Annotated in this window: 21 protein-coding genes; 11 read left to right on the top strand and 10 right to left on the bottom strand. The window is 61.4% G+C overall.

What is annotated here, in order from left to right; all coding sequences use genetic code 11:
• Window positions 1-357: 357 nt before the first annotated feature.
• Complete coding sequence (gene algB, locus K5E37_RS20310) at window positions 358-1,704, top strand: sigma-54-dependent response regulator transcription factor AlgB (protein WP_007954049.1); 1,347 nt, start codon at window positions 358-360, stop codon at window positions 1,702-1,704.
• Between the two features lie 10 nt (window positions 1,705-1,714).
• Window positions 1,715-3,505, top strand: coding sequence for a KinB sensor domain-containing domain (locus K5E37_RS20305; protein WP_127796497.1), 1,791 nt, complete (start codon window positions 1,715-1,717; stop codon window positions 3,503-3,505).
• On the opposite strand, the gene K5E37_RS20300 is transcribed toward K5E37_RS20305, so the two are convergent.
• The 7 genes from K5E37_RS20300 to K5E37_RS20270 all read right to left on the bottom strand — a co-directional run bounded on the left by K5E37_RS20300 (window position 3,502) and on the right by K5E37_RS20270 (window position 10,843).
• Entirely contained in the window at window positions 3,502-5,115 is a 1,614-nt protein-coding gene (locus K5E37_RS20300; RefSeq protein ID WP_170929372.1) for an EAL domain-containing protein, read from the bottom strand. The two genes, K5E37_RS20305 and K5E37_RS20300, sit on opposite strands and share 4 nt — an antisense overlap.
• Before the next feature lie 75 nt (window positions 5,116-5,190).
• Entirely contained in the window at window positions 5,191-5,970 is a 780-nt protein-coding gene (locus K5E37_RS20295; protein WP_007954046.1) for an N-acetylmuramoyl-L-alanine amidase, read from the bottom strand.
• 101 nt (window positions 5,971-6,071) lie between these two features.
• Window positions 6,072-8,162 (bottom strand): diguanylate cyclase, encoded by a 2,091-nt coding sequence (locus K5E37_RS20290; RefSeq protein ID WP_221534971.1) that lies wholly within the window; start codon window positions 8,160-8,162, stop codon window positions 6,072-6,074.
• Window positions 8,159-9,037: an endonuclease/exonuclease/phosphatase family protein gene (locus K5E37_RS20285; protein ID WP_007954044.1), complete on the bottom strand. Its 879-nt coding sequence runs from the start codon at window positions 9,035-9,037 to the stop codon at window positions 8,159-8,161. The genes K5E37_RS20290 and K5E37_RS20285 overlap by 4 nt, the downstream gene beginning before the upstream one ends.
• Window positions 9,038-9,051: 14 nt before the next feature.
• Window positions 9,052-9,693: a thiol:disulfide interchange protein DsbA/DsbL gene (locus tag K5E37_RS20280; RefSeq protein ID WP_007954043.1), complete on the bottom strand. Its 642-nt coding sequence runs from the start codon at window positions 9,691-9,693 to the stop codon at window positions 9,052-9,054.
• A gap of 200 nt (window positions 9,694-9,893) precedes the next feature.
• Window positions 9,894-10,505, bottom strand: a complete 612-nt coding sequence (locus tag K5E37_RS20275; RefSeq protein ID WP_085606391.1) for a cytochrome c — start codon at window positions 10,503-10,505, stop codon at window positions 9,894-9,896.
• 32 nt (window positions 10,506-10,537) lie between these two features.
• Window positions 10,538-10,843 carry a cytochrome c5 family protein gene (locus K5E37_RS20270; RefSeq protein ID WP_045121721.1) on the bottom strand — a complete coding sequence of 102 codons (306 nt, stop codon included), beginning with the start codon at window positions 10,841-10,843 and terminating at the stop codon, window positions 10,538-10,540.
• A 191-nt stretch (window positions 10,844-11,034) separates the two neighbouring features.
• On the opposite strand from K5E37_RS20270, the gene yihA reads away from it, so the two are divergent.
• A complete protein-coding gene (gene yihA / locus K5E37_RS20265) occupies window positions 11,035-11,679 on the top strand; it encodes a ribosome biogenesis GTP-binding protein YihA/YsxC (protein WP_085606393.1) in 645 nt (214 codons plus the stop codon).
• Between the two features lie 426 nt (window positions 11,680-12,105).
• Here yihA and polA read toward each other — a convergent pair whose 3' ends face one another.
• Window positions 12,106-14,913, bottom strand: a complete 2,808-nt coding sequence (gene polA, locus K5E37_RS20260) for a DNA polymerase I (protein ID WP_221534970.1) — start codon at window positions 14,911-14,913, stop codon at window positions 12,106-12,108.
• Between the two features lie 74 nt (window positions 14,914-14,987).
• Here polA and K5E37_RS20255 point away from each other — a divergent pair, with 74 nt between their 5' ends.
• Both K5E37_RS20255 and K5E37_RS20250 read left to right on the top strand, forming a co-directional pair.
• Complete coding sequence (locus tag K5E37_RS20255) at window positions 14,988-15,284, top strand: DUF2782 domain-containing protein (protein ID WP_011331780.1); 297 nt, start codon at window positions 14,988-14,990, stop codon at window positions 15,282-15,284.
• Window positions 15,285-15,345: 61 nt separating this feature from the next.
• Entirely contained in the window at window positions 15,346-16,299 is a 954-nt protein-coding gene (locus tag K5E37_RS20250) for a homoserine kinase (RefSeq protein WP_221534969.1), read from the top strand.
• 41 nt (window positions 16,300-16,340) lie between these two features.
• Here K5E37_RS20250 and K5E37_RS20245 read toward each other — a convergent pair whose 3' ends face one another.
• Window positions 16,341-17,261 (bottom strand): zinc ABC transporter substrate-binding protein, encoded by a 921-nt coding sequence (locus tag K5E37_RS20245; protein WP_258712694.1) that lies wholly within the window; start codon window positions 17,259-17,261, stop codon window positions 16,341-16,343.
• A gap of 66 nt (window positions 17,262-17,327) precedes the next feature.
• Here K5E37_RS20245 and zur point away from each other — a divergent pair, with 66 nt between their 5' ends.
• From zur to K5E37_RS20225, 4 genes are read left to right on the top strand one after another with little or no spacing between them, the layout of a single operon-like run.
• The gene (zur, locus tag K5E37_RS20240) at window positions 17,328-17,810 is read left to right on the top strand and encodes a zinc uptake transcriptional repressor Zur (RefSeq protein ID WP_011331783.1); all 483 of its coding nucleotides are present in this window, start codon (window positions 17,328-17,330) and stop codon (window positions 17,808-17,810) included.
• The gene (gene znuC, locus K5E37_RS20235) at window positions 17,810-18,595 is read left to right on the top strand and encodes a zinc ABC transporter ATP-binding protein ZnuC (RefSeq protein WP_064379570.1); all 786 of its coding nucleotides are present in this window, start codon (window positions 17,810-17,812) and stop codon (window positions 18,593-18,595) included. Before zur ends, znuC begins: the two co-directional genes overlap by 1 nt.
• Window positions 18,588-19,376 (top strand): zinc ABC transporter permease subunit ZnuB, encoded by a 789-nt coding sequence (gene znuB / locus K5E37_RS20230; RefSeq protein ID WP_085647186.1) that lies wholly within the window; start codon window positions 18,588-18,590, stop codon window positions 19,374-19,376. The genes znuC and znuB overlap by 8 nt, the downstream gene beginning before the upstream one ends.
• A gap of 37 nt (window positions 19,377-19,413) precedes the next feature.
• A complete protein-coding gene (locus tag K5E37_RS20225; protein ID WP_221534967.1) occupies window positions 19,414-20,127 on the top strand; it encodes a PA5502 family lipoprotein in 714 nt (237 codons plus the stop codon).
• Between the two features lie 92 nt (window positions 20,128-20,219).
• Here the strand turns inward: K5E37_RS20225 and katE are convergent, their stop codons facing one another.
• Window positions 20,220-22,361 carry a catalase HPII gene (gene katE / locus K5E37_RS20220; RefSeq protein ID WP_221534966.1) on the bottom strand — a complete coding sequence of 714 codons (2,142 nt, stop codon included), beginning with the start codon at window positions 22,359-22,361 and terminating at the stop codon, window positions 20,220-20,222.
• 259 nt (window positions 22,362-22,620) lie between these two features.
• Here katE and K5E37_RS20215 point away from each other — a divergent pair, with 259 nt between their 5' ends.
• A complete protein-coding gene (locus K5E37_RS20215; RefSeq protein ID WP_007953999.1) occupies window positions 22,621-23,628 on the top strand; it encodes a methionine ABC transporter ATP-binding protein in 1,008 nt (335 codons plus the stop codon).
• Entirely contained in the window at window positions 23,628-24,302 is a 675-nt protein-coding gene (locus K5E37_RS20210; RefSeq protein ID WP_007953997.1) for a methionine ABC transporter permease, read from the top strand. The genes K5E37_RS20215 and K5E37_RS20210 overlap by 1 nt, the downstream gene beginning before the upstream one ends.
• The last annotated feature ends 43 nt before the right edge of the window (window positions 24,303-24,345 follow it).

Genomic DNA, 24,345 nt, shown 5'->3' with positions numbered 1-24,345 from the left:
GCATGCCAGCTTTTTTGTTTAAAAAAAACCAATAAAATCAGATAGTTATAGATGGCGCGAAAATTCCTGACGACGCATCCTGCACGATGGCCCGCGCAGGGTCGTGCGTAATGCACGATTATTTCGTAGGAGAAATCATTATTTTTGAATTGAGGGCAGGGTGCGGATGTCAGAAAAGGAGGCAGGAAACCGCCTTGAAACTGTGCGATGTTTAAAAAATCAACAAAATCAGCGGATTAGCCGTGAGGGCAGGAGAGAGCTACCCTGCTATGACCGGAATCGATCAGAATCAACCATGCAACTTGCCCGATTTTTCCGGGACTAACCCAAGACATTCACTTATGGAGCGTAGGAAAAATGGAATCAGCCACTGAGCACCAAGGCCGCATTCTGCTGGTGGACGATGAATCCGCCATCCTGCGAACCTTTCGTTATTGCCTCGAAGACGAAGGTTATACCGTCGCCACCGCCAACAGCGCGGCTCAGGCTGACGCGCTGCTGCAACGTCAGGTGTTCGATCTGTGCTTCCTCGATTTGCGTCTGGGCGAAGACAACGGTCTCGATGTATTGGCGCAGATGCGCATTCAAGCGCCGTGGATGCGGGTCGTGATCGTCACCGCCCATTCGGCTGTCGACACCGCGGTGGACGCAATTCAGGCCGGCGCTGCCGATTATCTGGTCAAGCCGTGCAGCCCGGATCAACTGCGTCTGGCGACCGCCAAGCAGCTTGAAGTACGTCAGCTCTCGGCGCGTCTGGAAGCCCTCGAAGGCGAGATCCGCAAACCCAAGGACGGTCTCGATTCTCACAGCCCGGCGATGAAAGTCGTACTGGAAACCGCGCGGCAAGTGGCGGGCACCGACGCCAACATTCTGATCCTCGGCGAGTCCGGCACCGGTAAGGGTGAACTGGCCCGAGCGATTCATGGGTGGAGCAAGCGCGAGAAGAAATCCTGCGTGACCATCAATTGCCCGTCGCTGACCGCCGAACTGATGGAGAGCGAGCTGTTCGGTCACAGTCGTGGCGCGTTCACCGGGGCCAGCGAAAGCACGCTGGGGCGAGTCAATCAAGCCGATGGCGGCACGCTTTTTCTCGACGAGATCGGCGATTTTCCCCTGACTTTGCAACCCAAGTTGCTGCGCTTCATTCAGGACAAGGAATACGAGCGGGTAGGGGATCCGGTTACCCGCCGCGCCGATGTGCGGATCCTTGCCGCCACAAACCTCAATCTCGAAGACATGGTGCGCGACGGGCGTTTCCGTGAGGACCTGCTCTATCGCCTGAACGTCATCACCCTGCATCTGCCGCCGCTGCGCGAGCGGGCCGAAGACATCCTGACCCTGGCCGACCGTTTCCTCGCTCGCTTTGTGAAGGAATACGCGCGCCCGGCCCGGGGTTTCAGCGACGAGGCTCGCGAAGCACTGTTGGGTTATCGCTGGCCCGGCAACATCCGTGAGCTGCGCAACGTGGTCGAGCGGGCCAGCATCATCTGCCCGCAGGAGCGTGTGGAAATCAGCCACCTCGGCATGGCCGAACAACCGGCGAACAACGCGCCACGGGTTGGCGCCGCGCTGAGTCTCGACGAACTGGAGAAGGCCCACATCGGCGCAGTACTGGCGACTGCCGGCACTCTCGATCAGGCCGCCAAGACTCTGGGGATCGACGCCTCGACCCTGTATCGCAAGCGCAAGCAGTACAACCTGTGAGCGCCCGCCGATGAAACTGGCGATGAAGTTGCGGACCCGCTTGTTCCTGAGCATTTCCGCGCTGATCACCGTGGCCTTGCTCGGGCTGATGCTCGGGCTGGTCAGCGTGATGCAGATGGCCGGCACCCAGGAGGCGCTGATCCGCAACAACTTCGTCACCCTCGATCTGGGGCTCAAGCTGCGGCAGACGCTTGGCGATCAACTGATCATGATGCTTGCCGAGAAACCCGATCCCGTGGCGTTCGAAGCATCCAAACAACGCTATTTCGAATTGCTCGACGAGGGTATCGCCCAAGAGCAGAAAAACGACAATCGCCAATATGGCTTCAGTCAGGCGAAGAGCGATTACCTGACCTTCCTTGAGGCGTTCGATATCTCCCGCGATCCGGGCGCCGCCCTGAGTGGTAGTGGCGACTTGCGCGAACGATTCAACACCCTGCGTAACGGTTTGATCACCGAGCACAAGCACGCGCTGGATAACATCAACGCTGTCCAGCACGCTGCCCGTGACCGGGCGCTGCTGATTTCCGGCCTGCTCGGGCTGGTGGGGCTGGCGGTGCTGATCATCGGCTTCATCACCGCCCAAGGCATCGCCCGGCGTTTTGGTGCGCCGATCGAAGCGCTGGCCAAAGCGGCGGACAACATCGGCCAGGGCAATTTCGAAGTGACGCTGCCGGTGTCCTCGGCGATGGAAATCAATCTGCTGACCCGCCGCTTCGGGCTGATGGCCGAAGCCCTGCGCGAACACCAGGCGACCAACGTCGACGAATTGCTCGCTGGTCAGCAGCGCCTGCAAGCGGTACTCGACAGCATCGATGACGGCTTGCTGATGATCGACCGTCAGGGGCATCTGGAACACTTGAACCCGGTGGCCCAGCGGCAACTGGGCTGGGACAGCGACCGTTTCGGCGAGGGCCTGGGCACAGCGCTTCAGCGTCCGGAGCTGGATGCACAACTGCAACTGGTGTTGCGCGGCGGCACCCTCGAGCGCGCGCCGGAAGACTTGAGCATCGAGGTCGATGGTGAATCGCGCCTGCTGACCTACAGCCTGACGCCGGTCAGCCATACCCAGGGGCATATCCTCGGCGCCGTGATGGTCTTGCATGACGTCACCGAACAGCGCGCCTTCGAGCGGGTGCGCAGCGAGTTCGTGCTGCGCGCCTCCCACGAATTGCGCACACCGGTCACGGGCATGCACATGGCGTTCGGGCTGTTCCGCGAGCGGGCGAAGTTTCCTCAGGAGTCGCGCGAGTCCGATCTGCTCGACACGGTTAATGAAGAAATGCAGCGCCTGATGCAGCTGATCAACGATCTGCTGAACTTCTCGCGCTATCAGAGCGGTTTGCAGAAGCTCACGCTGGCGCCGTGTTCCATCGAGGATCTGCTGGAACAGGCGCGTTTGCGTTTCGCCGATTCGGCGGCGCAGAAGGGCGTTACCCTGCAGGTCGAAGCGCAGGGCCCGCTGCCACGCTTGCAGGCGGATCAGGCGCAGCTTGATCGAGTCCTCGACAACCTGATCGACAACGCCTTGCGCCACACGGCGCGCGACGGGCTGATCCGCTTGCAGGCCCGGCGCCATGGCGAGCGGGTGATCATCAGCGTCGAAGACAACGGCGAAGGGATTGCTTACGGTCAGCAAGGGCGGATCTTCGAACCGTTCGTTCAAGTCGGCAGGAAAAAGGGCGGGGCCGGGCTGGGTCTGGCGCTGTGCAAGGAAATCGTCCAGTTGCACGGTGGGCGGATGGGTGTTTACTCACGGCCGGGGCAGGGCACGCAGTTCTACATGGCGCTGGCGGTCTAGGCTTCGTCGTCAATCCGGCGGCCGGCTAGCCGCCGACCACGGGTGATCAGTTCGATGAACTGCACCGCGCTCAAAGCGTGGGCGAACAGCCAGCCCTGACCGAATTTCACCCCTTCGCTGCTCAGCAGCTCGGCCTGGGATTCATATTCGATCCCTTCGGCGATCACCTTCAGGTCCAGGGCCTGGGCCATGTGAATGATGTGCGGCGCGACACCGCTGCTGGCGGCGTCATGGCCGAGGGCGTCGATGAAGGCCTTGTCGATCTTCAAGCAATCCACCGGCAAGGTTTGCAGGTAGGCGAGGCTGCAATAGCCGGTGCCGAAATCGTCGATCAGCACCTGATGCCCGACATCCCGCAGTGCTTGCAGGTTTTCCCGGGCTACCACCACATCGATCAGACCGCGTTCGGTCACCTCGAAAGCAATCTGCCGCGCCGCCACCCGGTGCAGGGTCAGCAGCCGCGCCATGACCTGGCCGATGCGCGGCACCATCACGTCGCAGGCGGCCAGGTTCACCGAGATGTACAGCTGCGGATTGGCTCGCAGCAACTGGCCGAGCTGCTCGAGCAAGCGTTGCAGGACGAAGTCGGTCATCTGGCGAATCTGCCCGGTGTTCTCGGCCATCGGGATGAACAAATCGGGGCTGGTCAGCGTGCCGTCCGGCCGGCGCCAGCGCAGCAGGGCTTCGGCGCCGACGCAGTTGCGGCTGTCGAGATCGAAGATCGGTTGATAAAGCACCTGCAACTCGCCCCGGCGGATCGCGCCGTGCAGCTCGGCATCCAGCGACTGGCGCTGGCGCACGATCCAGAACACCAGAACGCCTACCAGCGCACCGAGCACCAGACAGAACGGCACCATCCACCACCAAAGCTCCGGAATGTGCATGCCCGAGCGCGGGCTGATCAGTACCAGTTGGTATTCCGGGTTATCGGTGGGCATGCGGTAGATCAGGTGCGACTGGGTGACTTGCAGCGCATCCGGAGTTTTCGGCGGCCAGGGTTCAGTGGGTGGCCAGGCTTGTGGAACGCCGAGTACCGGAATCGCCCGGGTCCCGTGATCCAGCACCACCAGCAGGCTGCTGCCGGGCGACAGGTCGACCATGTCGGTCAAATGCCCGCGTGAAGTGGCGACGCGAAAGTTGCCGCGCCCGAGCATCAGCGCTGCGCGGTTTTCATCGGGTTCGGTGGTGGTGTTCAGCCAATAGCTGTAAGTCGGGCCTTTGATGTCCGGAGGACGGATCACCGACAGGCCTTCCTGGCGCGGACGGTTGGAGCAGATCCGCGTGGCGTCCATGTAGGCCGCTTCATAGACGAAGCGGTAGTTGAACGTCACTTGCTGCAACGTGGCGATCATTTCGTCGTCGCAGCTGCGCAAGGGTTGGGCTTCGAGGTCGTCGAGGCTTTCGCGCAACTGGCCGAACAGTTGCTCCAGACGCGCCAGGAACCGCTCGCCCTGGGCGTTCATTTCCTGGCTCTCGCTTTGTTCGACCTGGCGCATGGCCACGAACAGCCCGCCGGTGATCAGCAGGCTCGCACTGAGGACAGCCGCGATCATCGCCAGAAACCAGGGGCGATAAAACCAGCTACGCAGCGTCTCTCGGGTAGCAACCATCATGGATATCCGAAGAATTACCAATGAGTTATAGCTGCTGATTGCACTTTCGCCCTGACCGTCGGGCGGGCGTCATTATTTTGTCTGATTCAGCACCAGCAGCAACGCTGCCGTTTGCGCATCCGGCGTGCCGTCAAAGCGCGTAGGGCGGTAGTGCATCTGGAAGGCCGCGAGCACATGGCGGGTCGCCACATCCAGCTCCCCGGTCTGCGGCGTCGAGTAGCCCAGGCGCGCCAGTTGGCTCTGGAACCAGGTGATGCTCGGCAGCTCGGCGTCGAACTGCGCCTGTTGGCGTGCCACGGCTTGTTCGTTGGGCCAGAGCCCCAGCCCTTCGGCCGCCAGGCGCTTCCAGGGGAACAGCGGTCCCGGGTCGAGCTTGCGCAGCGGGGCGATGTCGCTATGGCCGATGATGTGGCGCGGGCTGATGCCCTGGCGCTTGCTGATGTCCTTGAGCAGAACGATCAGCGATTGCACCTGGGCTTCGCTGTAGGGATACCAGAGGCGACCGGTCGGCGTGTCCTTGAAGCCCGGATTGACGATCTCGATGCCGATCGAGCTGGAGTTGAGCCAGGTACGGCCTTGCCATTCGCTTTCGCCGGCGTGCCAGGCCCGCAGGTTTTCGTCCATCAGCTTGTAGATGGTGGCGTTCTTGTCGTCGCCGATCAGGTAATGGCTGCTGACTTCGCCGTGGGTCAACAACTGCAATGAGCGTTCGAGTGAAGCGGAGGTGTAGTGCACGATCACAAATTGCACGCGACTGTCGTGATTGACCGAAGGATGGCTGGTGTCAAAACGCGGGCCGCTGGCACAACCGGCCAGTAAGAGTAGCGACGCGAGCAGGGTAAAAAATTTCATGGCAGAGGGCAGTACACGCAAGACGATAATGCAACAGTGTAACGTATCGCCTTGCGCTTCGACGCTTAAAGGGCTGATTTAAACAATATGGAACAATTGCCTCAGCCCAGCTCCACCCGGTTACGCCCTGCGTTTTTCGCCCGGTAAAGCGCCTGATCGGCTCTTTTGAGCACCAGATCGCTGTGTTCTCCCGGCCGGAACGCCGCCAGCCCCATGGAAACCGTGATCGTGACGCGCTCGCCCTTGAAGTGAAACGGGCAGGCTTCGATGGAAGCGCGCAGGGTTTCCAGGAGTTTGGTGCCGACGGCCGGCGGAGTGGCCGGCAGCAGCAATACAAATTCCTCTCCACCAAATCGGGCAATGAAATCGCTGCCACGCAGGCGTTTGCGCAGCACCGTCGCGATGATCTTCAACACCTTGTCGCCGGCCAGGTGGCCGTAGTTATCGTTGATCCGTTTGAAGTGATCGAGGTCGAGCATGGCCAGGCTCAGGGTGTTGCCATGTTGCTGCCATTGGGCGATTTCATGTTCGAGCCGTTCGGTCCAGGCCGCGCGGTTGGGCAGGCCGGTGAGGGGGTCGATCAGGGCTTTCTGGCGCTGCTCTTCAAGGTGTTCGCGATAGCCGAGTGCTTCCTGCTCCATGTGCGCGACGCGCTCGGCCAGGCTTTTCAGGCGTCCGGCGACTTCCTGTTCTCGGGCGTCACGCTGCTTCTGGTGCTGATCCATCGTGCCGAGCAGGCCTTCGAGGTGGTTTTCCAGCACTTGCTTGAGATCATCCAGATCGGCCGCTTCCTGCACGCTGTTCTGCAAGCCGTCGACCTGTTCGCGGATCTGCGTGTCCATCGCCCGCGCCGCGGAGCTGTTGTCGGCGTGGCCTTCGCTGGCGGCCTGCAAGTTGCTCTGGAACGCTTCGAGGCGTTCGTTGAGTTGCTGCAAATAAGCTTCGAATTCGTGCTGGCCGCTGTCGGTAATCGCCAGCATCAAGGTCGCCAGATCGTCGAGGATCGGCAGCAGTTCGTACCAGTTCAGACCGTTTTTCAGGCGATCGCGCATGGCTTCGGCTTGCGGGCGGTGGCGCTCCGGCAGGGTCAGGTCGTCCAGCAACCCGATCAGCGTGTCTTCGATGTGTTTGGCGACCGAGCTGTAGGATGGTTCTGGCGAGTCCGGCAGGGCGTAGAGGATGTCGTGCTCGGATTGCTCGGGATCGATTGCGGCCAATGCCTGGGCGATGGGCTCGGGCAGGGGCAGGCTGTCGAGGATCACGGGCGGCGGGGTATCGCCGGGGTGGATCAGTTCGTCCGGGTTGATGGCTGTTGGCACTGGCGGCGCGAAAACCGGAGGAGGCGTAAAGGCCTGCGGCTCCGGTTCAGGCTCGGCGGGTTCTGGCTCGCTGGGGGCGGAGGGTGATTCGGTGAGGATTCTGGCCGGCTCGAAGGCCACCACCTCCGGCTCCGCATGATACTCGGGGGTTGGCTCCGGAATTTTCGCTGGTTCGGCCACGGGGGCGGCGATCGGTGCTTGGCTGACGGCCGTAGAGGCGACCGGTTCGGCGGTCGTGACAGGCGCTTCCTGCAAGGGCGCGGTTTCATGTGTGACGGGCGCTTGCTCTGGCTGTGCGGGCGGTGCCGCCACGGCAGGCTGGGTCGCCGTCGCAGGCGTTTCCTCGTTGTCGCGGCTGCCGAACAGACGCTGTAACAATCCGGGGCGTCCCGGTTCTGCCGGGGTCTCCAGCTGGCTCAAGGCCTTGCCCTGCAAGCCGCTGAGTTCGCTGAGCAGCAGCGGCATTTCCCTTGCCTGACTCACCCGGCCGTCCAGCTGCTTGGCGAATTTCTTCAGCGGCTGGGCCACATCGCGGGGCAGGGGCAGGGATTGCAACTGAGTGACCAGCGCAGTCAGTGCAGTGCTGACCTGTTCGATCCGGGTTTCCCGGCGCTGCTCGGAATCGAGCACGGCTTTTTCCAGGCGCGGCAGCAAGGCGGCGAGGCCGGCGTCCATGTCATCGGTGCGCACCACGTCGCGCATCTCTTTCATGCACTGATCGACCACGCGGTCGGTGCCTTCCGCCGCCAGGGTGCTGCGCACCAGGCCACGGCGCAGCAGGTCGAGCCGGGCGTCCCATCGACGTTCGAGCTTTTCCTGTTGTTCGATGCTTTTGAGGTATTTCTCTTTCCAGCGCTGGGCTTCGTCGCTCATTCAGGGGTTCCGCGAAGGGCAGTGCTCAACGCGGGCAATGCATCGGCCGTGAGCGAACCCGGCAGACGAATCTCTACCGCGACCGGCAGGTGATCGGAAATCGGTTGTGCCAGCACTTCGACCTTTTCCAGGGTCAGGGTCGGGCTGAGCAGAATATGGTCCAGGCAGCGCTGGGGGCGCCAGCTGGGGAATGTCGCTTCGAGTTGCGGGGCCAGCAGGCCGAGGTCGCGCAACGGCGAGTGTTGCAGCAGATCGCTGGCGTGGGTGTTCATGTCGCCCATCAGCACCTGATGCTTGTAGCCGCCGATCAGTTCGCGGATGTAGGCCAGCTGCATGCTGCGCACCCGGGCGCCGAGCGCCAGGTGCATCATCACCACCACCAGCGCTTCCGGGCCTTCGCCGAAGCGCACCAGAATCGCACCGCGTCCCTTCGGACCCGGCAGCGGATGGTCTTCGATCGCCCACGGCCGCAGGCGACTGAGCACGCCATTGCTGTGCTGCGCCAGTCGGCCAAGGTTGCGATTGAGTTGTTGATACCAGTAGGGGAAGGCACCGAGCTGAGCCAGGTGTTCGACCTGATTGACGTAGCCTGAACGCAGGCTGCCGCCATCGGCTTCCTGCAGGGCGACCAGATCGAAGTCGCCGAGCAGATTGCCGATCTTTTGCAGATTGGTGGAGCGCCCGGGGTGCGGCAGCAGATGCTGCCAGCTGCGGGTCAGGTAGTGCCGATAGCGCTCGGTGCTGATGCCGACCTGAATATTGAAGCTGAGCAAGCGCAGACGGCTGTCTGCGGGCAGGCCCGTCGATTCCAGGTGATGCTCGTTGACCTGCGGATCATGCAGGCCAACGACGCGTTCGGTTCCCCAGCGGCGCATGGCGATTGCCGCGCTTAGTTGGCGGCTGCCTTGTTGGTCGCTCGCTCTTTGGCCACCAGTTGGTCAGCCAGTTTCAGCGCCTGTTCGGCACCGCCGGCAGAGCCGATGTCAAAGCGGTACTTACCGTTGACGATCATGGTTGGAACGCCGGAGATTTCATACTTCTTGGCCAGTTCGCGGGCTTTCACGATCTGCCCCTTGATGGCGAACGAATCGAAGGTCGCCAGGAACTTGTCCTTGTCCACGCCTTGAGTGGCGAGGAAGTCGGCCATGTCGTTCTTGTCGGTCAGTTTCTTGTGTTCTTTCTGGATCGCGTTGAATACGGCAGCGTGTACGTTGTGCTCGACGCCCATTGCTTCCAGGGTCAGGAACATCTGGCCGTGAGCGTCCCACGGGCCACCGAACATCGCAGGAATGCGCACGAAGTTGACGTCGGACGGCAGTTTTTCAACCCACGGATTGATCACCGGCTCGAACGCGTAGCAATGCGGGCAGCCATACCAGAACAGCTCGACCACTTCGATCTTGCCAGGCACGGCGACGGGTACCGGGTTGCTCAGTTCGACGTAAGGGGCAGCAGGGGCTTCGGCGGCCTGGGCGGTCACGCCGAACAGGCTGGCAGCGACGAGGGCGGCGCTGATGATCAGATTACGCATGCTTTACTCCTGGACAATTTTGGTCGCCTCGCGCGACCTGTTTTCAGACAGATCCTGGCGGGCATGAGTTCTGTAGTGTAACGGCAGCGGCCACAAAAAAGGGCGGCCAAAGCCACCCTTTTTATACTTGCTGCGACGGATTAATCGAGCGTTAACGTGGCAGGCGTTGGCCATTGCACACAACGCTCGAATCGCGCGTCTTAGTGCAGGCCCTGAATGTAGCTGGAGACTGCCGCGATGTCTTCGTCGCTCAGCTTGCGGGCGATGGTGCGCATGGTCATCGCGTCGCCGTCGTTGCTGCGGCCGGCTTCTTCCTTGCGGAAATCGGTCAGTTGCTTGGCGATGTACTGAGCGTGTTGGCCGCCCAGGTGCGGGAAGCCGGCGGCTGCGTTGCCGGCGCCGTTCGGCGAGTGGCAGCCGGTGCAGGCTGGCAGGCCTTTCTCGAGGTTGCCGCCACGGAACAGGGCTTCACCGCGAGCGACGATCTTTGGATCGGCAGCGCCGACGCTGCCTTTCTGGCTGGCGAAGTAGGCGGCGATGTCGGCCAGGTCCTGATCGCTCAGGTTGGTCAGCAGGCCGGTCATTTCCAGAACGGTGCGCTTGCCCGACTTGATGTCGTGCAATTGCTTGGTCAGGTAGCGTTCACCCTGTCCGGCCAGCTTTGGAAAGTTTGGCGCCATGCTGTTGCCATCCGGGCCATGGCAGGCGCCGCATACGGCGGCTTTTGCCTGGCCTGCGGCTGCATCACCGGCAGCATGGGCGAAGCCTGAGATTCCCACGGTCAACAGCAGACTCACGATCAGTTTGTTCATCAGCTAATCCAACTACGGCTAAGGGTTAAGAGTTATGGACCGGGCTTACTCTCGCTCATCCAGAGGATGAGGGCCTGGTAATCCTCGGCACTGCAGTCCATGCACAAACCACGCGGCGGCATCGCCTTGAAACCCTGGGTCACGTGTTGCACCAGCGTCTCCATACCTTTCGCCAACCTCGGCGTCCAAGCTTCCTGATCGCCTCTTCTGGGCGCCATGGGTAGTTGGCCGGAATGACAGGCTCCACAAACACGGTTGTACACGGCTTCCGGATCCTGTGTAGCCTGTGCGCTGTAAAGCGGCATCAAGACTCCGGCAGCCAGCAGCCATTTCGTCATAAAACGACCTTTTCAGGGTTGAGAGCGTTCTGCGTTCTAATGCGCAATCAAGGTCTGTCGCTCTCGTGAACTTCATCCTTCGCTGGGACAAAGCACACACAAAATCTGCGGCATTATATACTGGCGTCACTGAAACGGAAGCGACACCGCGTTCCGCGCCTAATCCCGGCGCCGCCCACATCGGAAATCCCATGCAACTCAAGAATCCCATCCTCGGCCTGTGCCAACAGTCCACGTTCATGCTCAGTGCCGCCAAAGTCGATCAGTGCCCCGACGACGAAGGCTTCGAAGTGGCGTTCGCCGGTCGTTCCAACGCCGGTAAATCCAGCGCGCTGAACACTCTGACTCACGCCAGCCTGGCGCGCACCTCGAAAACCCCGGGTCGCACACAGCTGTTGAACTTCTTCAAGCTAGACGATGAACGGCGTCTGGTCGACCTCCCGGGCTACGGTTATGCAAAAGTGCCGATCCCGCTCAAGCAACACTGGCAGCGTCACCTTGAGGCTTACCTCGGTGGCCGCGAGAGTTTGAAGGGTTTGATTCTGATGATGGACATCCGTCATCCAATGACCGACTTCGACCTGCTGATGCTCGACTGGGCCGTCGCGGCCGGCATGCCGATGCACATCCTGCTGACCAAGGCCGACAAACTGACCTACGGCGCAGCCAAGAACACGCTGCTCAAGGTGCAGTCGGAAATTCGTAAGGGCTGGGGCGATCTGGTAACGATCCAGCTGTTCTCCGCCCCGAAACGCATGGGCCTGGAAGAGGCCTACACTGTGCTGGCGGGCTGGATGGAACTGGCAGACAAAGGCGCGGAAGCGGCGACCGAATAATCGGAATATGGAAAATTGGCTGTAGTGCGGTCAGGCAAGGCAAAAGTGTTAGTAAAACGGCCGGGGTCGCGCTCGACTTTAGGGGACCTAAATGAGCATTTTTAGTAACGCTTTTAACGCAGCATGACCGCGCTACAGCCGATTTTTGGGCAAAAAAAGCCCCGGACTTCATATGGGGAGGGAGAAGTTCCGGGGTTTAAGTTCCGAACCGCTAGGGCGGGGTTCAGATATCTGCCAACACTTAACACAACATAGGAGCATCGAAGGGCTTCACCAGCCATTCAGTATCTCTGAGTGCCCTGTCGCAAGATTAGTTCAGAATCTTTTCAAAAAACTTTGGAATAAGCTCAAGAACGATCAGGCCTAAGCGCTTTCCGGTGCCCTTGCCGCGACACTCGGTCGCGGCATAGCCCCGTCCCAGACGCCTCAGTGCGCCTCGTCCCAATTGTTGCCAACCCCCACTTCCACCAGCAACGGCACATCCAGTTTTGCCGCTTCACTCATGTGCACACGAATTTCTTCGCGAACCTGATCGACCAGATCCTCGCGAACCTCCAGCACCAGTTCGTCGTGCACCTGCAGGATGACTTTGGCGTCCAGCCGGGAAGCGCTCAGCCAGTTATCCACCGCCACCATGGCTTTCTTGATGATGTCTGCTGCGGTGCCCTGCATCGGCGCGTTGATCGCCGTACGTTCGGCGGCAGCGCGTTCCTGCGGCTTGTTGGAGTTGATGTCCGGCAGATACAGGCGACGACCGAAGATCGTTTCCACAAAGCCTTGGTCTGCTGCCTGGGCGCGGGTGCGATCCATGTATTCACGAACGCCCGGATAACGCGCGAAGTAGGTGTCGATGTAGGCCTTGGCAGTCTTGGTGTCGACGCCGATGTCCTTGCCCAGCTTCTGCGCGCCCATGCCGTAGATGAGGCCGAAGTTGATCGCCTTGGCGCCACGGCGCTGGTCGGACGACACTTCATTCAGCTCAACCTTGAACACTTCGGCCGCCGTGGCGGTGTGCACGTCCAGATTGTTGCGGAACGCGTTCATCAAGCCTTCGTCGCGAGACAGGTGCGCCATGATCCGCAGTTCAATCTGCGAGTAGTCCGCCGCCAGCAGTTTGTAGCCTTTCGGCGCGACGAAGGCCTGACGGATGCGTCGGCCTTCGGCAGTGCGCACGGGGATGTTCTGCAGGTTCGGATCGCTCGACGACAGGCGACCGGTCGACGCAACGGCCTGATGGTACGAAGTGTGGATACGCCCGGTACGCGGGTTGATCTGCTCCGGCAGGCGATCGGTGTAGGTGCTCTTCAGCTTGCTCATGGAACGGTGTTCCATCAGCACTTTCGGCAAGCGGTGATCGTCTTCGGCCAGTTTCGCCAGCACTTCTTCGGCGGTGGATGGCTGGCCCTTGGCGGTCTTCTTCAGCACCGGCAGGCCAAGTTTCTCGTAGAGGATCACGCCCAGTTGCTTCGGCGAGCCGAGGTTGAATTCTTCACCGGCGATCTCGAACGCTTCACGCTCCAGCGCGACCATCTTGTTGCCCAGCTCAATGCTCTGGATGCCGAGCAGCTCAGCGTCGACGAACGCGCCCTGGCGCTCGATGCGCGCCAGCACTGGCACCAGCGGGATCTCGATATCGGTCAGTACGCTGGCCAGGCTCGGGATGGCGCTGAGTTTTTCGAACAGCGTCTGGTGCAGACGCAGGGTCACGTCGGCATCTTCGGCGGCGTATGGGCCGGCCTGTTCCAGGGCGATCTGGTCGAAGGTCAGTTGCTTGGCGCCTTTGCCGGCGATGTCCTGGAAGCTCACGGTGGTGTGATCCAGGTACTTCTGCGCCAGGCTGTCCATGTCGTGACGGGTGGCGGTGGAGTTGAGCACGTAGGACTCAAGCATCGTGTCGAAGGCGATCCCGCGTACGGTGATGCCTTCGTTCTGATCGCCACCGATGGCGCAGTTGGCCAGGATGTTCATGTCGAACTTGGCGTGCTGGCCGACCTTGAGTTTGTTCGGGTCTTCAAGGATCGGCTTGAGCGCGCGCAGCACGGTGTCGCGATCCAGCTGCTCCGGCACGCCGATGTAGGAGTGGATCAGCGGGATGTAGGCCGCTTCGTTGGCCTGCACTGCGAAGGACAGACCGACCAGTTGTGCCTGCTGCGCATCGATCCCGGTGGTTTCGGTGTCGAAGGCGAACAGCTTGGCGTTCTTCAGTTTTTCCAGCCAGACGTCGAATCGCGCCTGATCGAGGATGGTTTCGTACGCGGCTTCAGCCGGAGCGGCAGGCACTTCTTCTTCGGCGGGCGCGCTGAACAGATCGCCGGCCGGCGCAGGCTCGGCGGCAGCGCTCAGCTCCAGACGCTTGGCGTCTCGCTCCAGATCGTTGATCCAGCTCTTGAACTCCAGCAGGGTGTAGAGCTCGTAGAGTTTGGCCGAATCTTCCGGGCCCATTTGTAGGTCGTCGAGGCCGATATCCAGCGGCACGTCGACCTTGATGGTCGCCAGTTGATAGGAGAGGAAGGCCATCTCCTTGTGCTCTTCGAGCTTGGCCGGCAGGGTCTTGGCCCCACGGATCGGCAGGGTTGGCACGATGTCGAGCTGCGCATACAGCTCGGTCAGGCCGCCGTTGACGCCTACCAGCAGGCCGGAAGCGGTCTTCGGACCGATGCCCGGAACGCCGGGGATGTTGTCGGAAGAATCGCCCATAAGGGCCAGATAATCGATGATCTGCTCGGGAGCGACGCCGAATTTCTCCTTCACGCCTTCCACGTCCATCGAACTACCGGACATGGTGTTGACCAAGGTAATGTGGCCGTCGACCAGTTGCGCCATGTCCTTGTCGCCGGTGGAGATGATCACCGGGCGATCGGCGGCCGCGCTGCTGCGGGCCAGGGTGCCGATCACGTCATCGGCCTCGACGCCTTCGACGCACAGCAGCGGGAAACCGAGGGCGATCACGCTCTGGTGCAGCGGCTCGATCTGCACGCGCATGTCGTCGGGCATGCTTGGGCGGTTGGCTTTGTATTCGGCGTACATCTCATCGCGAAATGTCCCACCCTTGGCGTCGAACACCACGGCGAACGGGCTGTCCGGATACTGCTTGCGCAGGCTCTTGAGCATGTTCAGCACGCCTTTGACCGCACCGGTCGGCAGGCCTTTGGAGGTGGTCAGCGGTGGCAGCGCGTGAAAGGCGCGGTACAGGTAAGACGAACCGTCCACCAGGACGAGGGGGGCTTGGCTCATGAGCAGAATCAACCTTTTCGGCGGGCCCGGCGCTAGAATAGCGGGACCGTTGACGACAAAGGGACAAGGTTATCATGCGTACGTTAAATCGCTTGCTGCTGGTCAGTCTGATTGCTGTCTCACCGCTGGCCGCGATCGCGGCGGATGATGCGCCATCGTCGGAGCCGGAAGTTACCATTAGCACGCACACGGAAGGCGACAAGGTCATTCAGGAATACAGCCGGAGTGGATTCGTGTATGCGATCAAGGTCACACCGAAGGGCGGCAAGCCCTATTTCCTGGTGCGCGCCGATGGTACGGACGCGAACTACATCCGGTCCGACCAGCCGGATATGCTGATTCCGTCGTGGGAAATCTTTACCTGGAAGTAAGTTTCCTGACTTTTAATCGGCGCCGTTTGATGGCGGCGCCAGAACTGAGCAGTTTTTAACCATGTCTGTGTTCACCCCCCTGGCTCGGCCCGAGCTGGAAACCTTTCTCGCCCCTTACGGGCTCGGCCGTCTGCTCGATTTCCAGGGGATCGCCGCCGGCAGCGAAAACACCAACTTCTTCATCAGCATGGAAAAGGGCGAGTTCGTCCTGACCCTGGTCGAGCGCGGCCCGGTGCAGGAAATGCCATTTTTCATCGACCTGCTCGACGTCCTGCACGAAGCCGATCTGCCGGTGCCTTATGCACTGCGCACCACTGACGGCGTGGCCCTGCGCGAGCTGAAAGGCAAACCGGCGCTGCTGCAACCGCGCCTGGCCGGCAAGCACATCAAGCAGGCCAACGCCCAGCATTGCGCGCAGGTCGGTGAGTTGCAGGCGCACCTGCACCTGGCGACCCAGGGCGACAACATGATCAAGCGCAAGACCGATCGTGGCCTGGACTGGATGCTGGAAGAGGGCACGCAGTTTCTTTCGCACCTGAGCGATGAGCCGCGCGCGCTGCTGCAAACCGCGCTGGACGAAATCACCCGACAGAAAGACAAAATTCTCGCGCTGCCTCGGGCGAACATCCACGCCGACCTGTTCCGCGACAACGCGATGTTCGAAGGCACGCACCTGACCGGGCTGATCGACTTCTACAACGCCTGCTCCGGGCCGATGCTCTATGACGTGGCGATCGCCCTGAACGACTGGTGTTCGGACGATGAGGGCCTGATCGACGGCCCGCGTGCGCGTGCGTTCCTGGGTGCCTACGCGGCACTGCGCCCGTTCACGGCAGCCGAAGCCGAGCTGTGGCCGACCATGTTGCGAGTGGCGTGCGTGCGGTTCTGGCTGTCGCGTCTGATTGCGGCGGAATCGTTCGCCGGGCAGGACGTGTTGATCCACGATCCGAAAGAGTTCGAGCAGCGTCTGGCGCAGCGTCAGACGGTCAGTACGCCGCTACCTTTCGCCCTGTAAAAGAAAAAACCGCAGCCTGTGCAGGCTGCGGTTTTTTTGTATCAGAGCGATTCCAGGCATTCCGCCAGATCATTCCCCAGCTTCTCCAGCACTTGCTCGTAACCCTGAGCTGTAGCTGGCGTGTACCCGCCCAACGCATCCAGCTCCGCCAGCTTCACCGGCAGGCCTGCCACCAGGGTCTCGGCCAGACGTGGACGCAGCGGCGGCTCACTGAACACGCAGGTCTTGCCGACTTCCTGCAAACGCGTGCGCATTGCCGCCACATGTTGGGCGCCCGGCTGCACTTCCGCCGCGACGCTGAACACGCCGGTGTGTTTCAGGCCGTAGGCGTCTTCGAAGTAGTCGAAGGCTTCGTGGAAGACGAAGTAGGGTTTGCCTTCAACACTGGCTAGGCGTTTCTTCAAACGCTGATCCAGTGCATCCAGACGCTCATCGAACGCTTTGGCGTTGCTCTGATAGCGCTCGGCATTGGCCGGGTCGGCGGCGCTCAGGTCAGCGGCCATTTTGTCGGCAATAACCCGTGCGTTCACCGGTGATAGCCACAAATGCGCATCGAGGCTGCCCGGGCGATGGTCGTGATCGTGTTCGTCGGCTTCTTCGGCATGGGAATGGCTGTCCGCAGCGAAGCGGCGCAGTTTCATGCCCGGCAGATCCTGCACGGCAACGCTCGGCAGCGTACGACCGTTCAGCACGCGAGGCAGGAAACCTTCCATGTCCGGGCCGATCCAGTACAGCAGGTCCACCGATTGCACCTTGCGTACATCGGACGGACGCAACGCGTAGTTATGCGGCGAAGCGCCCGGTGGCAGCAGCACTTCCGGAATCGCCACGCCGTCCTGCACCGCAGCGGCAATCAGTTGCAGGGGCTTGATGCTGGTGAGGACTCTGACCTCGGCCTGAGCCGGACCGATCAGCAGAAAACCGGTGATGAATACGACAAAAACAGAAAAAAGTCGGGACACGATGACCACTCAATGAGGCGAGAACGGGTAACATAATAACGTCTCTAACCAAACTCGTCGCCGCTCATGCCTATTACACCGATTGCCAGCCGTCCCCACGACCACTCGCACTGCGTTCACAGCGCGCTGTCCGAGGCCGATGCCCTGTGTGCACAGAAAGGCCTGCGCCTGACCGCGTTGCGCCGGCGCGTGCTGGAACTGGTCTGGCAGAGCCACAAACCGCTGGGTGCCTACGACATTCTGGCGGTGCTCAGCGAGCAGGATGGCCGCCGCGCCGCGCCGCCAACCGTGTACCGGGCGCTGGATTTCCTGCTGGAAAACGGTCTGGTGCACCGCATCTCCTCGCTGAACGCCTTCGTCGGCTGCGTTCACCCGAAACATTCGCACCAGGGCCAGTTCCTGATCTGCCGTGAATGCCACGCCGCCATCGAACTTGAGCAAAAAACCATCAGCGACGCCATCGTCCACAGCGCCAAGGACGTCGGCTTCATCGTCGAGGCCCAGACCGTCGAAGTGGTCGGCCTCTGCTCCGGTTGCCGGGGGGCTTGATGAGCGATGCGCTGATCCGTCTGGAGCAGGTGGCAGTCCGGTTTGCCGGGCAGAACGTGCTGGACAACATTCATCTGAGCGTCGAACCGGGGCAGATCGTCACCCTGATCGGCCCCAACGGCGCCGGCAAGACCACGCTGGTGCGCGCCGTGCTCGGGCTGTTGAAACCCGACAGCGGCAGCGTCTGGCGCAAGCCGAAACTGCGCGTCGGCTACATGCCGCAAAAACTTCACGTCGATCCGACCTTGCCGTTGTCGGTGCTGCGCTTCCTGCGCCTGGTGCCGGGCGTCGATCGCCCGCGTGCGCTGGCGGCACTCAAGGAAGTCGGCGCCGAGCACGTCATCGACAGCCCGGTGCAAAGCGTTTCCGGCGGTGAAATGCAGCGTGTGCTGCTGGCCCGGGCGCTGCTTCGCGAGCCGGAACTGCTGGTGCTCGACGAGCCGGTGCAAGGCGTCGATGTCGCCGGGCAAGCCGAGCTGTACAGCCTGATCACCCGTCTGCGTGACCGTCACGGCTGCGGCGTGCTGATGGTGTCCCACGATCTGCATTTGGTGATGAGCACTACCGATCAGGTGGTGTGCCTCAACCGTCACGTCTGCTGCTCCGGGCATCCCGAGCAGGTCAGTGGCGATCCGGCCTTCGTCGAGCTGTTCGGCAACAATGCGCCGAGCCTGGCGATCTATCACCACCATCATGACCACGCCCACGACCTGCACGGTTCGGTGGTCAAGGGGCCTGTGACAGGCCAACCTCACGTTCACGGAGATAGCTGCAAGCATGGCTGATTTTCTGTTCTACGCCCTGCTTGCAGGTCTGGCGCTGGCGGTGGTCGCGGGGCCGCTGGGCTCGTTCGTTGTCTGGCGGCGCATGGCCTATTTTGGCGACACGCTGTCCCACGCCGCACTGCTCGGCGTGGCGCTGGGTTTTCTGCTGGATGTCAGCCCGACCGTCGCGGTCACCGTCGGCTGCCTGCTGTTGGCGGTGTTGCTGGTGACCCTGCAACAGCGTCAGCCGCTGGCGTCCGACACGCTGTTGGGTATTCTTGCGCCGAGCACGCTCTCTCTCGGGCTGGTGGTACTAAGCTTCATGCATGAAGTGCGGATCGACCTGATGGCCTACCTGTTCGGCGACCTGCTGGCGATCAGCCCGACTGATCTGGCGTGGATCCTCGGCGGCAGCGCAGCGGTGCTGGTGTTGCTGGTGACCTTGTGGCGGCCGCTGCTGGCGATCACCGTGCACGAAGAACTGGCCAGGGTCGAAGGCCTGCCGGTGGCAGGTTTGCGCATGGCGCTGATGCTGCTGATCGCAGTGGTGATCGCCGTGGCGATGAAAATCGTCGGTGTGTTGCTGATTACTTCGCTGTTGATCATCCCGGCGGCTGCGGCACAACGTCACGCCCGTTCACCGGAGCAGATGGCACTGGGCGCGAGCGTGCTGGGCATGCTCGCCGTGTGTGGCGGGCTGGCGCTGTCCTGGTTCAAGGACACCCCGGCCGGCCCGTCAATCGTTGTGACGGCGGCCGCACTGTTTCTGCTGAGTTTTGTTCTGCCCCGTCGAGGGGTGTAGACTTGCTCGTTTTTTGCGCAAATAGAGAGTCGCAGGAATGAAGCCGTTCGCCTCCCGTTATCTGCTCCTTGTGGCCTTTTCAGTGCTGCTGGGCGCCTGCCAAAGCACGCCGCCGGTGGCCGAAGTCCCCGATGCGCGGGCCACGGCCATCGCACAGCTGGAGCAAAGCCTGGCCAGCAGCGAACTGGCCACTGCCGAAGACCAACTGGCAGCCTTGCAGGCCGAAACACCCAACGATCAATCCCTTGAGCAATACCAGCGTCAGTTGGCCGAAGCCTATCTGCGTCGCAGCCAGATCGTCCTGCAGAAGGGCGATGTGAATGCGGCCGCAACCGCGCTGGCCCGTGCCCGCGTGCTGATGCCCAAGGCCCCGGCGCTGACCGGTGGCGTCAATGGCGCGATTACCGAAGCGCGCAAGGCCGAATTGGAGAAAGCCGAAGCAGCGCTGCAAGCCGCTGAAGCCAAGCCGAAAGCCAAGGTGATCGATCCGACCGCCGAGAGCACCACGGTCGCGCTGAACATCACCGATAGTCGCAAACTTCGCCGCCAACTGGATGCGATCGCCGCCGATGTGGTGAGTTACGACTGTGCGGTGAGCATCCAGGCCCCGCGCACCAATGATTACCCGTGGCTGGCGACGTTGATCACCAAGCGCGTGAAGAAGCTCGATCCGGATTTCGATCTGCAAATCAAAAAGCAGATTCTGCGCAGCGTTCCTGCTCAAGTAGTCTTGAGTCCTCGCAAGCCATAAGAAATCGCGAGCAGGCTCGCTCCCACAGGTACAACATGATTCCTGTGGGAGCGAGCCTGCTCGCGATGACTATTTCAGGCATTACAAAACTATCAGGCCGGAATCGCCTTGGCCTTGGCTTCCCTATCCCAGACCCGATGCTGCCCGATCGCCGCAAAGAACGGCTGGGTCAGCGCCTTCATATCCTTGCCCTCGATCAACCCCGCATCCGCCTCCAGCTTCAGCACATCCAGCAACTGCCTGGCCTCGCCATGCAGTGCAATCGCCTTCAAGTGTTTGTACGCCTCCAGCAGGTAATGCAACGCCACTCCGTCACCGCTCAACGCCTTGACCGACGCCGCGCCACCCGGCACGAACACCGCGTCGAACGCTACCGATGGCAAACCCTCCATGGACGCATCCACCGCCAGGCTTTTGCCATCGGCGGTCTTCACCGGCGCCGAGGTCGGGCCCAGCAATTTGGCGTGCGCACCTTCCGCCGCCAGCGCCTTCTTCATCGCATCGATGGCCGCACCATCGACGCCGTTGGCCGCAAGGATTGCGACTTTTCGCGTCTTGATGTTCTCCGGCAGCAGATTTGCCTGACTCAGCGATGGCGAGTGATCCAGTGATGTTTTCGGTACGTCGACCGTACCTTTGGCCGGTGCCGGCAAGCCAAGGTTCTGCGCCACGCGTTTGGCCAGTTCCAGATCGATGTTGGCCAGGATCTCGTTCACTTCCCGTGCCCGAATGTGCTCGCGCTCAACCTTGCCCAGTTCGAAGCTGTAGGCCGAGATGATGTGTTCCTGCTCGTGCTTGCTCATGCTCTTGAAGAACAGCCGCGCCTGGGAAAAGTGGTCGCTGAACGATTCGCTGCGCTGACGGATCTTGTTGGCGTCGATACGCTCCGGATAGCTCTCGAACCCGCCGTCCTGCGCCGCCGGTGGGGTTTCTTTCGGCCAGCCGCCATCGATGGAGTTCGGCTCGTATGACGCGCGGCCCTTGTCGATCACCGTGCGGTGCTGGGCGTCGCGCTGGCCGTTGTGGAACGGTGCGACCGGGCGATTGATCGGCAGCTCATGGAAGTTCGGCCCGCCGAGTCGGCTGATCTGCGTGTCGGTGTAGGAAAACAGCCGACCTTGCAGCAGCGGGTCATTGGAGAAGTCGATCCCAGGCACGATATGGCCGGGGCAGAACGCGACCTGCTCGGTCTCGGCGAAGAAATTGTCCGGATTGCGGTTGAGGGTCATCTTGCCCAGCGGCGTGATCGGGACGATTTCCTCGGGAATCAGTTTGGTCGGGTCGAGGATGTCAAAATCGAAGTCGTGCTCGTTTTCCTCCTCGATGACCTGTACGCCGAGTTCCCATTCCGGGTAATCACCCATCTCGATGGCTTCCCAGAGATCGCGCCGATGGTAGTCGGTGTCTTTACCCGCAAGCTTCTGCGCTTCGTCCCACACCAGCGAACAGGTGCCGGCGGTGGGGCGCCAGTGGAATTTGACGAAGCGCGATTTGCCCTCGGCGTTGATCAGCCGGAAAGTGTGCACGCCAAAGCCCTGCATGCTGCGCAGGCTTTTCGGGATGGCCCGGTCGGACATGGCCCAGATGACCATGTGCGCCGATTCCGGCACCAGCGACACGAAGTCCCAGAAGGTGTCGTGGGCCGAGCCGCCGGTGGGGATCTCGTTGTGCGGCTCGGGTTTTACGGCGTGGACGAAGTCGGGAAACTTGATCGCGTCCTGTATGAAAAATACCGGCATGTTGTTGCCGACCAGATCGAAGTTGCCTTCGTCGGTGAAGAACTTCACGGCAAAACCACGCACGTCACGCACCGTATCGCCGGAACCACGCGGCCCCTGAACCGTGGAAAAACGTACGAACACCGGGGTTTTCTTCCCCGGATCCTGCAGGAAACCGGCCTTGGTCAGCGTCGAATGGTTCTCGTAGCTCTGAAAGAAACCATGAGCGCCGGTGCCGCGAGCGTGGACGATACGCTCGGGAATCCGCTCATGGTCAAAGTGCGTGATCTTTTCACGCATGATGAAGTCTTCCAGCAGCGACGGCCCGCGAGCGCCGGCCTTGAGGGTGTTCTGGTTGTCCGCGACCTTCACGCCCTGATTGGTGCGCAGGGCCTGGCCGGTGGCGTCGGAGCGAAATTTTTCCAGGCTGTCGAGTTTGGCGTTGGTGTTGGCGCGATCCGGAGTGTCGGTTCCGGCCAACTCACTTTTGGAAGGGACAGGTTTTTTGCTGCTCATCAGACGTAAACTCCTCGTTTGACCTCGGTGTTGCCGAGGCTCTTGAGTGGTTCCCGGGCACGGCGCCCGGAGTTTCAAGTCGCTTACTTAGTGACTGATGAGGGTTTTGGCCGTTCCTTTTTTATGACCTTTGATCGCGTTATTGCCAAATGAAAGGTTGAATGCGGAATAAATGCTAATAACCTCTATACGGACAGGCTAAAATGCGCGCCCGGCTAACCGCTGATCCTTTTCCAACGCGCCCCACAAGGTTCGCTACGTGATCGAGTTTCAAAACGTCCATAAGACTTACCGCGTCGCCGGTAAGGACATCACCGCGCTGCACCCGACCAGCTTCTCCATCGAGAACGGTCAGGTGTTCGGCCTGATTGGCCATTCCGGTGCGGGAAAAAGTACCCTGCTGCGTCTGATCAATCGCCTGGAGCAATCCAGTGGCGGCAAGATCATCGTCGACGGCGAAGAAGTCACCGCGCTGGACGCCAACGGCCTGCGCCGTTTCCGTCAGCAGGTCGGGATGATCTTCCAGCACTTCAACCTGCTGGCGTCCAAGACCGTGGCCGACAACGTCGCGCTGCCGCTGACCCTGGCCGGTGAACTGTCCCGCGCCGAGATCGACCAGCGTGTGGCCGAGTTGCTGGCGCGGGTCGGTCTGTCCGATCACGCCAAAAAGTACCCGGCACAGCTGTCCGGCGGTCAGAAGCAGCGCGTCGGCATCGCCCGCGCTCTGGCGACCAAGCCGAAAATCCTGTTGTGCGACGAAGCCACCAGCGCCCTCGACCCGCAGACCACGGCGTCGGTCCTGCAACTGCTGGCCGAAATCAACCGCGAGCTGAAGCTGACCATCGTCCTGATCACCCACGAGATGGATGTGATCCGCCGCGTGTGCGATCAGGTCGGCGTGATGGACGCCGGTGTGATCGTCGAGCAAGGTTCGGTGGCCGATGTGTTCCTGCATCCGAAGCACCCGACCACCAAGCGTTTTGTTCAGGAAAGCGAGCAGATCGACGAAAGCGAGCAGCGCGATGACTTCGCTCACGTGCCGGGCCGCATCGTGCGTCTGACCTTCCAGGGCGAAGCGACCTACGCGCCGTTGCTCGGTACCGTCGCCCGGGAAACCGGTGTGGACTACAGCATCCTGGCCGGTCGCATCGACCGCATCAAAGACATTCCTTACGGGCAATTGACCCTCGCCGTCACCGGTGGCGACATGGAGGCGGCCTTCGCCCGCTTCACCGCCGCTGACGTTCACATGGAGGTGTTGCGCTAATGGAAGACCTGATGAGTTTCTTCACCAATATCGACTGGTACGAAATCTGGCTCGCCACCGGCGACACCATGATGATGCTCGGCGGTTCGCTGCTGTTCACCGTGCTGCTCGGCCTGCCGCTGGGCGTGTTGCTGTTCCTGTGCAGCCCGCGTCAGTTGCTCGAAGCCAAAGGCGTGTACGCCTTGCTGTCGCTGGTGGTGAACATCCTGCGTTCGCTGCCGTTCATCATTCTGTTGATCGTGATGATCCCGTTCACCGTGTTGATCACCGGCACCTCGCTGGGCGTGGCCGGTGCGATTCCGCCACTGGTAGTGGGTGCGACCCCGTTCTTCGCGCGGCTGGTGGAAACCGCCCTGCGTGAAGTCGATCGCGGCATCATCGAAGCGACTCAGTCGATGGGCGCGACCACCCGCCAGATCATCATGAACGCCTTGCTGCCGGAAGCTCGTCCGGGCATCTTCGCAGCGATTACGGTGACGGCGATTACACTGGTTTCCTACACGGCGATGGCCGGTGTGGTCGGTGCCGGTGGCTTGGGTGACCTGGCGATCCGTTTCGGCTATCAGCGGTTCCAGACCGACGTGATGATCGTGACCGTGGTGTTGCTGCTGATTCTGGTGCAAGTGCTGCAAATGGTAGGCGACCGACTGGTCGTGCACTTCTCGCGCAAATAACCGGTTTTGTAATGACATGAGCCGGCCATTCGCTGGCAGGCGC

The sequence above is a fragment of the Pseudomonas sp. RIT778 genome, from assembly GCF_019718735.1.
Classification (GTDB): domain Bacteria; phylum Pseudomonadota; class Gammaproteobacteria; order Pseudomonadales; family Pseudomonadaceae; genus Aquipseudomonas; species Aquipseudomonas aphyarum.
Note: the sequence above shows the minus strand (reverse complement) of the source record. Positions and strands in the feature narration are given on the sequence as shown.